We start from the raw sequence: 12,596 nt of genomic DNA on the forward strand, positions 1-12,596 counted from the left end.
CCACCGGTAGCCGAAGCCGCGGTCACCGGGCCGGTAGCCGCCGAGGGTCCGGAAGAGGCCGTGCCGCCGAGTGATCCGGCGGGGCGTCGCCCCGCCGAGCCCGTGCCGGCTTCGCCGGAGTCCGGCTCGGAACCCGACGAGGTGCACCCGCGAATGTCGGAAGATGATGCGGGGCAGCGTTGGTCGACCATATCCGCGTCGTCCCGAGGGGTCTCGTCGGAGCTCGACGCGTCGGAGCCGCGGCCGTCGAACCTGGACCTGACCTCCGGTGCGCTCGTCCGGCGGTCCCGTCGCACCCCGGTGACCGGCTGGCGGCGCGGCGTGCACCGGCTCACCGGGGGAATCCTCGCGCCCGGCGAATCGGCCGACGAGGCACACAGGCGCGAGCTCGTCGACCGGGTCCGGCAGCCGATCAGCGGCGACTACCGGATCGCCGTGCTCTCCCTCAAGGGCGGTGTCGGAAAGACGACGACCACCGTCGGGCTCGGCGCCACGTTCGCCTCGTTGCGGGGCGACTGCGTGATCGCGGTGGACGCGAATCCCGACTTCGGCACGCTCGCACAGCGGGTGCCGCAGCAGACCGAGTCCACGGTGCGCGACCTGCTCGCCGCGGCCCCGCGGATCTCCCGCTACTCCGATGTCCGCGCGCACACTTCCCAGGCACCGAGCCGCCTCGAGGTGCTTGCGAGTGAACGCGACCCGGCCGTGTCGGAGGCGTTCAGCGAGGACGACTACCGCCGGGTCGTGGACATCCTGCGGGTGTACTACAACGTCGTCCTCACCGATTGCGGCACGGGCATCATGCATTCGGCCATGCGTGGTGTGCTCGCCCTCGCCCACGCCCTTGTGCTGGTCGCGTCCCCGGCGATCGACGGCGCCCGGAGCGCCGCGGCGACCCTCGACTGGCTGCAGCACCACGGGTTCGGGGCGCTCGTCGAACGCACCGTCGTGGTGATCAGCGCCGCCCGGCCCGGGGCCACCAACATCGACATGGAGGCTGTGACGGGCCACTTCCTCGCGCGGTGCCGGGCCGTGCAGGTGGTGCCGTTCGACGAGCACCTCGCCGAGGGGGCCGAGATCGACCTCGGCCTGCTCCGCCCGGCCACCCGCCGGGCCTTCCTCGAGCTCGCCGCCATGGTCGCCGACGACTTCGCGACGGTGTCGGGGCGTCACGCCGCCGGCCGTCGCGCGTAGCGGAGCGGAGCCGCGACCTGATCGGCCGTCGCGCGTAGCGGAGCCGCGGCCTACGGGAAACCGGCTGGAGACGGATCACCGACCGCACGAGCGGCAGAGGGTCGAGGTAGTCGTCGCGGTCCCGGCGCAGACCCCAGTGCAGGCAGGCCGGGGCGCGGCAGCCCTCGTGGCCCGGTTCGAGGGTGCCGAGCGGATCACCCCGTTCCACGCGCCGGCCGGCCGTCACCGTCGCGGTCACCGGCTCGTAGGTGGTGCGCAGCCCGCCGGCGTGCGCCACCGAGACGACGGGTTTGCCGGCGACGGTCCCGGCGAACACCACCACCCCGGCGCCGGCGGCGAGCACCGGCTGACCGGGCCGGCCGGTGAGGTCGGCGCCGCGGTGTCCGGGAAGCCAGTCGTGCTCGGGACCGTCGAAGGGGCGGGCCAAGGTCGGCCGTGGATGCAGCGGCCAGCCGAACTCGCGCGGGGCGGCCGCGGCGGGAACCGAACCCGCGAGCGCGGTGAGCGCGGTCAGGACGGCGATCCCGGCGATCTTCATCCGCCCAGCGTGCCGGGCGGCGCCGGCGTGCGACAGGGCCTCGTCGACATTGTGGACAACCACCCGATCCATCCACAGATCGGCCGAACCGGCCTGCTGATCAGGCAGTTGTGGTTCCCGCGGGGCAAGGCCGTACACTGTTCGAGCGGTCTGTGTTCGCAGATCGACTTCGCGCGTCCGCGCGCTGATCGCCGCCCGGTGTGCCGGGCGCCATCGGAAAATGGCCGTCGGCCGGTCCCGCAAGGGTCCGACGGGCATGCGGACGCCAGGGCGGGGATCACCCGATCTCCCGCGGCAACCGAACCGAAAGAGAGAACAGCCATGGCTGTCGTAACAATGAAGCAGCTGCTCGACAGCGGCGCCCACTTCGGCCACCAGACCCGTCGCTGGAACCCGAAGATGAAGCGGTTCATCTTCACCGACCGCAACGGCATCTACATCATCGACCTGCAGCAGACCCTGACGTACATCGACAAGGCGTACGAGTTCATCAAGGAGACGGTCGCCCACGGTGGCACCGTGCTGTTCGTCGGCACCAAGAAGCAGGCGCAGGAGTCCATCGCGGAAGAGGCCACCCGGGTCGGGATGCCTTACGTGAACCAGCGCTGGCTCGGCGGCATGCTCACCAACTTCTCCACCGTCCACAAGCGCCTGCAGCGCCTGAAGGAGCTGGAGTCGATGGAGCAGACCGGTGGCTTCGAGGGTCGCACCAAGAAGGAAATTCTCATGCTCACGCGTGAGAAGACCAAGCTCGAGCGCACCCTCGGCGGCATCCGCGACATGGCCAAGGTGCCGTCGGCGATCTGGGTCGTCGACACCAACAAGGAGCACATCGCCGTCGGCGAGGCCCGCAAGCTGAACATCCCGGTCGTTGCGATCCTCGACACCAACTGCGATCCCGACGTCGTCGACTACCCGATCCCGGGCAACGACGACGCGATCCGGTCGGCCGCGCTGCTGACCAAGGTCGTCGCCTCCGCCGTCGCCGAGGGCGTGCAGGCCCGTGCCGGCCAGAGCGCCGACAAGGACGCCAAGCCGGAGTCCGGCGCCGGCGAGCCGCTCGCCGAGTGGGAGCAGGAGCTGCTCGCGCAGGCCACCCCCGCCGCCGAGGCCGAGGCTCCGGCCGCCGAGGCCGAGGCCCCCGCCGCCGACGCGGCGCCCTCCGCCGACGCGGCGCCCTCCGCCGAAGCCTGATCCGATGCGCGGCCCCGACCGGTAGATCCTGAGATCATGGTCGGGGCCGTCGCACGCGACCGCGCCGCATCAGTGCACACGCACGCGACCGAGCCGCATCAGAGGAAACTCCCGCGCGAGCACCCATCGCGCACAACAGACACAGGAGGCTCGCTTCCCATGGCGAACTACACCGCCGCCGACGTCAAGCGTCTGCGTGAGCTCACCGGCTCCGGAATGCTGGCGTGCAAGAACGCGCTCGCCGACAACGACGGCGACTTCGACAAGGCCGTCGAGCAGCTGCGCATCAAGGGCGCCAAGGACGTGGGCAAGCGCGCCGAGCGCTCCACCGCCGAGGGCCTGGTCGCCGCGAAGAACGGCGTGCTCATCGAGCTCAACTCCGAGACCGACTTCGTCGCCAAGAACGACGAGTTCCAGGCTCTCGCCGAGAAGATCGTCACCGCTGCGGCCGAGGCCAAGCCCGCCGACCTCGAGGCCCTCAAGGCTGTCGAGGTGGACGGCAAGACCGTCGACACCCTGGTGCAGGAGCTCTCCGCCAAGATCGGCGAGAAGCTCGAACTGCGCCGCCTCGCCGTGTTCGACGGCCCCGTCGCCGTGTACCTGCACAAGCGTGCGTCCGACCTGCCGCCGGCCGTCGGCGTGCTCGTCGAGTACTCCGGTGAGGGCGACGCCGCCGCCGAGGCCGCCCGCGCCGCCGCGATGCAGGTCGCCGCGCTGAAGGCGAAGTACCTCACCCGCGACGAGGTCCCGGCCGACACGGTCGAGAACGAGCGCCGCATCGCGGAGGAGACCGCCAAGAACGAGGGCAAGCCGGAGGCCGCCCTGCCGAAGATCGTCGAGGGCCGTCTCAACGGCTTCTTCAAGGACGTCGTGCTGCTCGAGCAGGCCTCGGTCACGGACTCGAAGAAGACCGTCAAGGCGCTGCTCGACGAGGCCGGCGCCACCGTCTCGCGCTTCGTGCGTTTCGAGGTCGGCGCCAGCTAGATCTCTCGTTTCCTCGACCCCGTCGGCGCTCGCCGGCGGGGTCGAGGCGCGTCGGCGGCTCGATATCCGGGCCGATCGGACACTCGCGCCCCCGTCTCGGTTCCACGGGGTCGGATGAGGCAGGATGAAAGGGCCGATCCACCGCTCGACCCGAGGAGAACCATGTCCGAACACGCCCAGGAACGTCCCGGTTTCCGTCGGGTGCTGCTCAAGCTCGGCGGGGAGATGTTCGGCGGGGGCAAGGTCGGTCTCGACCCGGACGTGGTGACGACCGTGGCCGAGGAGATCGCCGAGGTCGTCCGCTCCGGGGTGGAGGTGGCTGTGGTCATCGGCGGCGGCAACTTCTTCCGCGGCGCGGAACTGCAGCAGCGCGGCCTCGACCGCGCCCGCTCCGACTACATGGGCATGCTCGGCACGGTGATGAACTCTCTTGCGCTGCAGGACTTCCTGGAGAAGCAGGGCGTGGACACCCGGGTCCAGACCGCCATCACGATGGGGCAGGTCGCCGAGCCGTACCTGCCGCTGCGGGCCCGCCGGCACCTCGAGAAGGGCCGCGTGGTGATCTTCGGCGCCGGCATGGGCATGCCCTACTTCTCCACCGACACCACGGCCGCGCAGCGCGCCCTCGAGATCGGCGCCGAGGTGGTCCTGATGGCCAAGGCCGTCGACGGTGTCTACTCGGCCGATCCGCGGATCGACCCCGACGCGACCCTGTTCACCGAGATCACCCACCGCGAGGTCATCGAGAAGGGGCTCAAGGTGGCGGACGCGACCGCGTTCAGCCTCTGCATGGACAACGACATGCCGATCATGGTCTTCAACCTGCTCACCGAGGGGAATATCGCTCGGGCCGTCGCCGGTGAGAAGATCGGAACACTCGTACGGTCATGAACGGACAACGGAACATGGAGGAACTGCCGTGATCGATGAAGCTCTCTTCGAGGCCGAGGAGAAGATGGAGAAGGCCGTCACGGTGGCTAAGGACGATCTCGGATCCGTCCGCACCGGCCGCGCGAATCCCGGCATGTTCTCCAGGATCGTCGTCGACTACTACGGCGCGCCCACCCCGGTCACGCAGATGGCCAGCATCAACGTCCCCGAGGCGCGCATGGTGGTCGTCAAGCCCTACGAGGCATCGCAGCTCGGTCCGATCGAGACCGCGATCCGCAACTCCGACCTGGGCGTCAATCCGACCAACGACGGGTCCCTGATCCGCATCTCCATCCCGCAGCTCACCGAGGAACGCCGCCGCGAGCTGGTCAAGCAGGCCAAGGCCAAGGGCGAGGACGCCAAGGTGTCCGTGCGCAACGTGCGACGCAAGGCGATGGAGGAGCTGCACCGCATCCAGAAGGACGGCGAGGCCGGCGAGGACGACGTCACCCGCGCGGAGAAGGAACTCGACAAGACCACGGCGAAGTACGTGGCGCAGATCGACGAACTGGTCAAGCACAAGGAAGCCGAGTTGCTGGAGGTTTAACCGTGGGTACAGCCGCCGGGTCGTCCGACCCGCAGCTCCCCTTGGGCGTCACCGACGCCGACTCGGCGGCCGAGGCCGCGAAGGCGGACCCCGAGGTCCCGCCGGTGCGGCCCGATGCCACCCCCACCGCGGAGCCGGCGAAGAAGTCCTCCCGGGCGGGCCGGAACCTGCCCGCGGCCGTGGGCGTCGGCGCCGGTCTCGGCGCCCTCGTCATCGTGGTGCTCGCATTCGCTCCCAAGGCGTGGCTCGTCGTCGTCGCGGTGGCCATCGCGATCGCCACGTGGGAGGTCACCAAGCGCCTGCGTGAGGCGGACGTCCTGGTTCCCCGGATCCCGCTCCTGGTCGGGGGGCAGGCGATGATCTGGCTCGGCTGGCCCTACGGCACCACCGGTGTGCTCGGCGCCTTCGCCGGCACCACGGTCGTGTCGATGCTGTGGCGGTTGTTCGACCGTGGACTGCGCGGCCGGCCCCGCAACTACCTGCGCGACACCGCGGTCACCGTCTTCACCGCGGCGTGGGTGCCGTTCCTCGCGTCGTTCGCGACGCTGATGGTCCTCGACGACAACGGCGCCGCACGCGTGTTCTGCCTGATGATCGTGTGCGTCGCGTCCGACGTCGGCGGGTATGCGGCGGGGGTGCTGTTCGGCAAGCACCCGATGGCGCCCGCGATCAGCCCGAAGAAGTCCTGGGAGGGCTTCGGTGGCTCGGTCCTCGCCTGCACCGTCGCCGGAATCCTCACGGTGACCCTGCTGCTCGACGCCGCCTGGTGGATCGGTGCGCTCCTCGGCGTCGTCCTCGCCGCCACGGCCACGGCGAGCGACCTGATCGAGTCACAGGTCAAGCGCGACCTCGGCATCAAGGACATGGGCACCCTGCTGCCCGGCCACGGCGGCATCATGGACCGGCTGGACTCGATCCTGCCGTCCGCGTTCGTCACCTGGCTCGTCCTCGGCGCCTTCGTCTAGGCCGGTGGCGAGGAGACAGCGGTCCGACGCGCACGGGGTGGTCCCCAGCCCCAACATCTGGCACTGGCCGGAGGTCTACGAGGAAGAGAACCGCGCCCAGGACGTCCACGGCGTGGTGTACGCGGCGCTGCGCGAGGCGTGCGACTGGGCCGGTCGCGACGTCCTCGACGTGGGCTGCGGCACCGGCTTCCACCTGCCGATGTTCGCGGCCACCGCGCGCACCGTGACCGGCATCGAACCGCACCCGCCGCTGGTGGAGCTGGCCCGCCGACGTGTGCGGGACCAGCCGGGCGTCCGGGTGGAGGCCGGTTCGGCCGAGCAGTTGCCGCTTCCGGACGGCACCGTCGACGTCGTGCACGCGCGCACCGCCTACTTCTTCGGGCCCGGGTGCGGGGCGGGCATCGCCGAGGCCATGCGCGTGCTGCGGCCCGGCGGCGCGCTCGCGATCGTCGACCTCGACGCGACCGCCCATCCGTACGGCGAATGGATGCGCGCGGACCTGCCGCACTACGACCCGGCGGCGGTGGAGGCGTTCTTCGCCGCCCAGGGCTTCGACCTGCGCCGGGTCGACACCGAATGGCGCTTCCCGGACCGTGCGACCCTCGAGCGCGTACTCGGCATCGAGTTCGGCCCGCGCGTCGCCGAGCGAGCGGTGCACGGCACCCCGGGCACCACCCTCACGGTGCGCTACCGGCTGCATGTGCGCCGCAAGCCCCGGGGCCTGGAGATCCCCTGAGCGTGCGGCGCGTGCCGCGTACCTAGCGGTGGTGGTGGGTGCCGCGGATGCGGAACACCCGCGCCAGTTCGCTGATCCTCTTCGCCTTGGCCAGGCGGGGCAGGTCGCTGCCGTCGCGCACCCCGCGGCCGTCCTCGCCGAGCGTGTCGATCACCTCGTGTGCCCAGCCGACCTCGTCGGAGCTGGGGCTGAGGGCGGCGTTGACGAACGGTGCCCGGGCCGGAGTCATGCACAGCTTCCCGGTCATTCCCATCGAGGCGGTCAGCTTCGCCTCCCGCTCGAGGACCTCGGGGTCGTCGGTCAGCGACGGCCCGTCGACGGGACCGGGCAGGCGGGCCGCCCGGCTCGACACCACCAGGCGGGAACGCGGGTAGGCCATGGCGAGGGGGGAGTCGTCCATCCCGGTGTCGCGGCGGAAGTCGCCGCTGCCGAACGCCAGCCGGAACGTACCGTCGGCGCGGGCGATCTCGGGTGTGGCCTCGAGGCCCACCGCCGATTCGATGAGCACGAGGATGCGGGTGCCGGCCGGCAGCTGAGCGGCCGTGGCGTCGACCTGCTGGCCGCTCTCGGTCTTGGCGAGCATCACGCCCTGCAGGCCGGGCACCCCGGCGAGCGCGGCGAGATCGTCGGCCCAGTGCACAGTGGTGGCGTCGTTGATCCGCACCCAGGCACGGCCACCACCGCGCAACCATTCGACGACGTCATCGCGCGCGGCGGCCTTACCGGCCGCCGGTACGGCGTCCTCGAGGTCGAGGATCACGGCGTCGGCCGGGGACGCGGCGGCCGCGGCGAACCGCTCCGGGGCGTTGCCCGGAACGAGCAGCCAGGATCGGGCGAGCTCGGGTGCGACGGTGGCGGAGGCGGGGGCATCCAGGTGGGCGGTCACGTCAGGCTCCTCGGGTGAAGGTCTTGTCTCCAGGGTGCCCTGTTGTCGCCGCCTTGGGGAAATTGGGTGCGTTGTGTTCGTCACCCGCCGCCGGGCGGCACGGTGTTACCGCCGCTGCGCGGCGCGGTGTTACCGCCGCTGCGCGGCGCGGTGTTACCGCCGCTTCGCGGCGCGTTGTTACCGCCGCTTCGCGGCGCGTTTGATCTGCAGGATCCGCACACCGCCCGCCAGTGCCATGACGAGGGCCCCGGCGATGGCCGACAGGAGCAGGCTCACCCCGAGCGGCAGGGTGAACTCCCACACGAACATTTCCATGGTGACCGGGTCGAGGTTCTGCAGGATGAACACGAGCAGCAGGATCAGCACCAGAACACCGATGACCAGGCCGGTCCACGTGGAGGCCGCCCGGCTGCGGTCGAGGGGAATCTCCGGTGCCGGGCGGACGTTGGACTCGGGCGTGGCCTTCGTCGCCCCCTGAGGCTCGAGCTGGCCCCGGACCGGAAGGTCCGGTGGCGGTTCGGGGAGATCCGCAGGGCGTTCGGTCATGGCTCGATCATCTCGCTCCGGCCGCCGGTGCACACCGCATTCGGCGAGGAAAACCGGCGTTGCCGCCCTGATGGATAATGGTTCATTATGCCCTCCTCTCTTCCCCTGGTTTTCGACGCGCCCAAACGCGGCATGCCGCCGCGCCACCTCGCCGATCTCGATGCCGAGCAGCGCCGCGAGGCCGTGCGCGAACTCGGCCTGCCGGCCTTCCGCGCCGATCAGTTGGCCCGGCACTACTACGGGCGCCTCGAGGCCGATCCGGAGAAGATGACGGATCTGCCGGCGAAGGTGCGCGAGCAGGTCGGGGCCGCGTTCTTTCCCGCGTTGCTGACCCCGGTCAAGCACGTGGCCTGCGACGGCGGCGAGACCCGCAAGACGCTGTGGCGCGCCGGGGACGGCACCCTCCTCGAGAGCGTGCTCATGCGCTACCCCGACCGTGCCACGCTGTGCATCTCGAGCCAGGCCGGCTGCGGTATGGCCTGCCCGTTCTGCGCGACGGGCCAGGGCGGCCTGAACCGGAACCTGTCGACCGCCGAGATCGTCGACCAGGTGCGCGCCGCCGCCGCGGCCCTGCGCGACGGTGACGTCGCCGGGGGACCGGGCCGGCTGTCCAACGTGGTGTTCATGGGCATGGGGGAGCCGCTGGCGAACTACAAGCGTGTGGTGGCCGCCGTGCGGCGCATCACCGCGCCGCCCCCGGAGGGACTGGGCCTGTCGCAGCGGTCGGTCACCGTCTCCACCGTCGGCCTCGCTCCGGCCATCCGCCGGCTGGCCGACGAGGATCTGAGCGTGACGCTCGCCGTGTCGCTGCACACCCCGGACGACGAACTGCGCGACACGCTGGTGCCGGTCAACAACCGCTGGCCCGTCGCCGAGGTGCTCGACGCCGCGCGCTACTACGCCGACCGGACCGGTCGCCGCGTCTCCGTCGAGTACGCCCTGATCCGCGACGTCAACGACCAGCCGTGGCGGGCGGACATGCTGGGCAAGAAGCTGCACAAGGCGCTCGGCCCGCTGGTGCACGTGAACCTGATCCCGCTCAATCCGACGCCGGGCAGCGAATGGGACGCCAGCCCGAAGCCGGTCGAGCGCGAATTCGTCCGTCGCGTCCAGGCGCAGGGGGTCTCGTGCACCGTGCGGGACACCCGGGGGCAGGAGATCGCGGCCGCGTGCGGTCAGCTCGCCGCCGAGAACTGAGCGCCACCCCCCCGGGACGCGAAGGGCCCGTCCGGACGAACCGGGCGGGCCCTTCGACGCTGCTGCGGGGGTGCGGCTACCGCCGGCGCCGCCGCTGGACGATGTCGCGCACCAGGATGGCGACGAGCGCCGCGGCGAAGCCGATCAGGAACCAGTTCTCGACGTTGCCGTTGTGGTTGCCGATGATCATCGCCAGCAGGAACAGTGCGACGAGCCAGCCCATGACGCGGAACAGGCGGGGGGCTTCGCCACTCCAACCCCACTCCGCCGACGGCACCTCGGCCGTGTCGACGCCAGTGGTCTTCAACTCGGTACCGGCCACCGCTTGTCCTCCTGCTCGCAAAGATCTTCGCTGTTGGGCCAATCGTGACATACGACCGTCCGTCGTACGAAGTGGGGGCGCTCTCGCGCGCGCCGGACGGGTGATTCAGCATCCCCTCAGGACGGTCGGGGACAATGTCGGCGTGGTCGACTCGCAACCCAGCTCCCGCACCCGTGTCCTGCTGCTCGGCAGCACCGGCTCCATCGGCACCCAGGCCCTCGAGGTGATCGCCGCCAACCCCGACCGGTTCGAGGTGGTCGGTCTCGCCGCCGGTGGCGGCAACATCGATCTGCTCGCCGAGCAGATCCGCGTCACCGGTGTCGCCGAGGTGGCCGTCGCGAACGCGCAGGCCGCCGCGCGGCTCGACGTCCCGGGTCTGCAGGTGCGCAGCGGGCCCGACGCGGTCACGCGGCTGGTGCGCGACGTCGAGGCCGACGTGGTGCTCAACGCCCTCGTCGGGTCCCTCGGCCTGGAGCCGACGCTGGCCGCATTGGCGACGGGCGCGCGCCTGGCGCTGGCCAACAAGGAATCGCTCGTCGCCGGCGGCGCGCTGGTCACCGCGGCCGCGGCCCCGGGCCAGATCGTGCCCGTCGACTCGGAGCACTCGGCGCTGGCCCAGTGCCTGCGCGGCGGCAGCCCCGACGAGGTGGCCCGGCTCGTGCTCACCGCCTCGGGCGGACCGTTCCGCGGTTGGCCGGCCGAGCGGCTCGAGTCGGTCACCCCCGAGCAGGCCGGCGCCCATCCCACCTGGTCGATGGGCCCGATGAACACCCTGAACTCGGCGACGCTGGTGAACAAGGGCCTGGAGCTGATCGAGACGCACCTGCTGTTCGGCATCGGTTACGACCGGATCGACGTCACCGTGCACCCGCAGTCGATCGTGCACTCGATGGTCACCTTCACCGACGGCTCCACCCTGGCCCAGGCGTCACCGCCGTCGATGAAGCTGCCCATCGCACTCGCGCTGGGCTGGCCGCACCGGATCGCGGACGCGGCGCCGGCCCTCGACTTCGCGACCGCCTCGACCTGGGAGTTCGAACCGGTGGCGCACGAGGTGTTCCCCGCGATCGAACTGGCGCGGGCCGCCGGGGTGGGCGGCGGATGCCTGACCGCGGTGTACAACGCCGCCAACGAGGTGGCCGCGGAGGCCTTCCTCGCCGGCGCCCTGCCGTTCCCGGGGATCGTGCGCACGGTGGCGGCGGTCCTGTCCGACGCCGACGACTGGTCCGCGGCACCCGCTACCGTGGAAGATGTGCTCGCCGCCGACGGCTGGGCTCGGGACCGAGCCCGCGCGCTCGTGAAGTAGGAGGACCGGCCACCGATGATGTTCGTTCTGGGCGTCGTGCTGTTCGCCCTCGGCATCGCCGTATCCATCGCCCTGCACGAGGCCGGGCACATGTGGACCGCGCAGCGCCTCGGGATGAAGGTGCGGCGCTACTACATCGGGTTCGGGCCGCGGCTGTACTCGTTCCGTCGCGGCGAGACCGAGTACGGCCTCAAGGCGATCCCTGCGGGCGGCTTCTGCGACATCGCGGGCATGACGGCGCTCGACGAACTGGCCCCCGACGAGCACGAGCGCGCCATGTACAAGCAGAAGGCGTGGAAGCGCGTCGTGGTGATGTCCGGCGGCATCGCGATGAACTTCGTCCTCGGCATGGTGCTGATCTTCGGGCTCGCCGTGGCGTGGGGTCTGCCCCGTCTGGGGGAGACCCCGGCGGAGATCGGGGAGCTCTCGTGCGTCGCACCGACTCAGGCCGGTGAGGCCGGGGGCTACGAGCTGGCGCCGTGCAGCGGGCCGGGTCCCGCCGCGGCCGCGGGCCTCGAGGTCGGGGACGTCGTGGTCTCCGTCGGCGGCACCGAGGTAGCGACGTTCGGGGACCTGGTCGAGGCCACCCGCGCCGCGACCGGGACGGTGGATTTCGTCGTCGAACGCGACGACCGCACGCTGACGATCCCGGTGCCGGTCGAGTCCGCCCAGCGGTGGGTGCAGGATCCCGAGACGGGCGAGATCACCTCGGAGACCGTCAGCGCAATCGGCGTCGCTGCACCGCCGTCCGTCACCGAGTACACCGCGTTCACCGCGGTGGGTGGCACGCTGCGGTTCACCGGTGACATGTTCGTCCTGACCGCGCAGGCCCTCGCCGACCTGCCGAGCAAGGTGGGGGCGCTGTGGGAGTCGGTGACGGGCGGCGAACGCGATCCCGACACCCCGATCAGCGTCGTCGGCGCGTCCGTCATCGGCGGGCAGGTCGCCGAGCGGGGCATCTGGCAGATGTTCGTCCTGCTGCTCGCGCAGCTCAACTTCTTCCTGGGCATGTTCAACCTGCTCCCGCTGCTGCCGCTCGACGGCGGCCACATCGCCGTGGTCGCGTACGAGAAGGTCCGCAACTGGATCCGGGGGCTGCGCGGGCTGCCGGTCGGGGGTCCGGTCGACTACACGAAGCTGCTGCCCGTCACCTACGTGTTCGTTCTCATCGGCGGCGCGTTCATGCTGTTGACACTCACCGCGGACATCGTCAACCCCATCCAGCTGTTCTGACCCGCATCGCTAGAATTG

13 protein-coding genes and 1 pseudogene are annotated in these 12,596 nt (G+C 71.0%); 10 read left to right on the top strand and 4 right to left on the bottom strand.

Annotated elements, in window-relative coordinates; all coding sequences use genetic code 11:
- The first annotated feature begins 153 nt into the window (after window positions 1–153).
- A complete protein-coding gene (locus tag KZJ41_RS12690) occupies window positions 154–1,194 on the top strand; it encodes a MinD/ParA family protein (protein ID WP_306430616.1) in 1,041 nt (346 codons plus the stop codon).
- A gap of 55 nt (window positions 1,195–1,249) precedes the next feature.
- Here KZJ41_RS12690 and KZJ41_RS12695 read toward each other — a convergent pair.
- Window positions 1,250–1,732 (bottom strand): annotated as a pseudogene (locus tag KZJ41_RS12695) (M23 family metallopeptidase); the annotation flags it as partial.
- 321 nt (window positions 1,733–2,053) lie between these two features.
- Between KZJ41_RS12695 and rpsB the strand changes: the two are divergent.
- The 6 genes from rpsB to KZJ41_RS12725 all read left to right on the top strand — a co-directional run bounded on the left by rpsB (window position 2,054) and on the right by KZJ41_RS12725 (window position 7,088).
- A complete protein-coding gene (gene rpsB / locus KZJ41_RS12700; RefSeq protein ID WP_043800040.1) occupies window positions 2,054–2,926 on the top strand; it encodes a 30S ribosomal protein S2 in 873 nt (290 codons plus the stop codon).
- Between the two features lie 159 nt (window positions 2,927–3,085).
- Window positions 3,086–3,910: a translation elongation factor Ts gene (gene tsf / locus KZJ41_RS12705; protein WP_006937446.1), complete on the top strand. Its 825-nt coding sequence runs from the start codon at window positions 3,086–3,088 to the stop codon at window positions 3,908–3,910.
- 162 nt (window positions 3,911–4,072) lie between these two features.
- Window positions 4,073–4,801 carry a UMP kinase gene (pyrH, locus tag KZJ41_RS12710; RefSeq protein ID WP_006937445.1) on the top strand — a complete coding sequence of 243 codons (729 nt, stop codon included), beginning with the start codon at window positions 4,073–4,075 and terminating at the stop codon, window positions 4,799–4,801.
- A 28-nt stretch (window positions 4,802–4,829) separates the two neighbouring features.
- Window positions 4,830–5,387, top strand: coding sequence for a ribosome recycling factor (gene frr / locus KZJ41_RS12715; protein WP_065922644.1), 558 nt, complete (start codon window positions 4,830–4,832; stop codon window positions 5,385–5,387).
- A 2-nt stretch (window positions 5,388–5,389) separates the two neighbouring features.
- Window positions 5,390–6,352, top strand: coding sequence for a phosphatidate cytidylyltransferase (locus KZJ41_RS12720; protein WP_006937443.1), 963 nt, complete (start codon window positions 5,390–5,392; stop codon window positions 6,350–6,352).
- Between the two features lie 37 nt (window positions 6,353–6,389).
- Window positions 6,390–7,088: a class I SAM-dependent methyltransferase gene (locus tag KZJ41_RS12725; RefSeq protein ID WP_065922643.1), complete on the top strand. Its 699-nt coding sequence runs from the start codon at window positions 6,390–6,392 to the stop codon at window positions 7,086–7,088.
- Window positions 7,089–7,110: 22 nt separating this feature from the next.
- Here KZJ41_RS12725 and KZJ41_RS12730 read toward each other — a convergent pair whose 3' ends face one another.
- The gene (locus KZJ41_RS12730) at window positions 7,111–7,974 is read right to left on the bottom strand and encodes a CoA ester lyase (protein WP_006937439.1); all 864 of its coding nucleotides are present in this window, start codon (window positions 7,972–7,974) and stop codon (window positions 7,111–7,113) included.
- A gap of 177 nt (window positions 7,975–8,151) precedes the next feature.
- Entirely contained in the window at window positions 8,152–8,520 is a 369-nt protein-coding gene (locus KZJ41_RS12735; RefSeq protein WP_006937437.1) for a lipopolysaccharide assembly LapA domain-containing protein, read from the bottom strand.
- Window positions 8,521–8,607: 87 nt separating this feature from the next.
- Between KZJ41_RS12735 and rlmN the strand changes: the two genes are divergently transcribed.
- On the top strand, window positions 8,608–9,717 hold the full coding sequence (gene rlmN / locus KZJ41_RS12740) for a 23S rRNA (adenine(2503)-C(2))-methyltransferase RlmN (RefSeq protein WP_065922642.1): 1,110 nt from the start codon (window positions 8,608–8,610) through the stop codon (window positions 9,715–9,717).
- Window positions 9,718–9,793: 76 nt separating this feature from the next.
- Here the strand turns inward: rlmN and KZJ41_RS12745 are convergent, their stop codons facing one another.
- Complete coding sequence (locus KZJ41_RS12745; RefSeq protein ID WP_006937434.1) at window positions 9,794–10,039, bottom strand: DUF2631 domain-containing protein; 246 nt, start codon at window positions 10,037–10,039, stop codon at window positions 9,794–9,796.
- A gap of 142 nt (window positions 10,040–10,181) precedes the next feature.
- Here KZJ41_RS12745 and dxr point away from each other — a divergent pair, with 142 nt between their 5' ends.
- The gene (gene dxr / locus KZJ41_RS12750) at window positions 10,182–11,345 is read left to right on the top strand and encodes a 1-deoxy-D-xylulose-5-phosphate reductoisomerase (protein WP_065923488.1); all 1,164 of its coding nucleotides are present in this window, start codon (window positions 10,182–10,184) and stop codon (window positions 11,343–11,345) included.
- Between the two features lie 15 nt (window positions 11,346–11,360).
- Window positions 11,361–12,578, top strand: coding sequence for an RIP metalloprotease (locus tag KZJ41_RS12755; RefSeq protein WP_006937432.1), 1,218 nt, complete (start codon window positions 11,361–11,363; stop codon window positions 12,576–12,578).
- Window positions 12,579–12,596: the final 18 nt, after the last annotated feature.

This window comes from Rhodococcus sp. 11-3 (assembly GCF_023704055.1).
GTDB lineage: Bacteria > Actinomycetota > Actinomycetes > Mycobacteriales > Mycobacteriaceae > Rhodococcus > Rhodococcus aetherivorans.

Coding starts and splice junctions, on each gene's coding strand:
- pyrH (WP_006937445.1), top strand. CDS start 4,073: ATGTCCGAACACGCCCAGGAACGTCCCGGTTTCCGTCGGGTGCTGCTC.
- KZJ41_RS12690 (WP_306430616.1), top strand. CDS start 154: ATGTCGGAAGATGATGCGGGGCAGCGTTGGTCGACCATATCCGCGTCG.
- rlmN (WP_065922642.1), top strand. CDS start 8,608: ATGCCCTCCTCTCTTCCCCTGGTTTTCGACGCGCCCAAACGCGGCATG.
- tsf (WP_006937446.1), top strand. CDS start 3,086: ATGGCGAACTACACCGCCGCCGACGTCAAGCGTCTGCGTGAGCTCACC.
- rpsB (WP_043800040.1), top strand. CDS start 2,054: ATGGCTGTCGTAACAATGAAGCAGCTGCTCGACAGCGGCGCCCACTTC.
- KZJ41_RS12755 (WP_006937432.1), top strand. CDS start 11,361: ATGATGTTCGTTCTGGGCGTCGTGCTGTTCGCCCTCGGCATCGCCGTA.
- KZJ41_RS12735 (WP_006937437.1), bottom strand. CDS start 8,520: ATGACCGAACGCCCTGCGGATCTCCCCGAACCGCCACCGGACCTTCCG.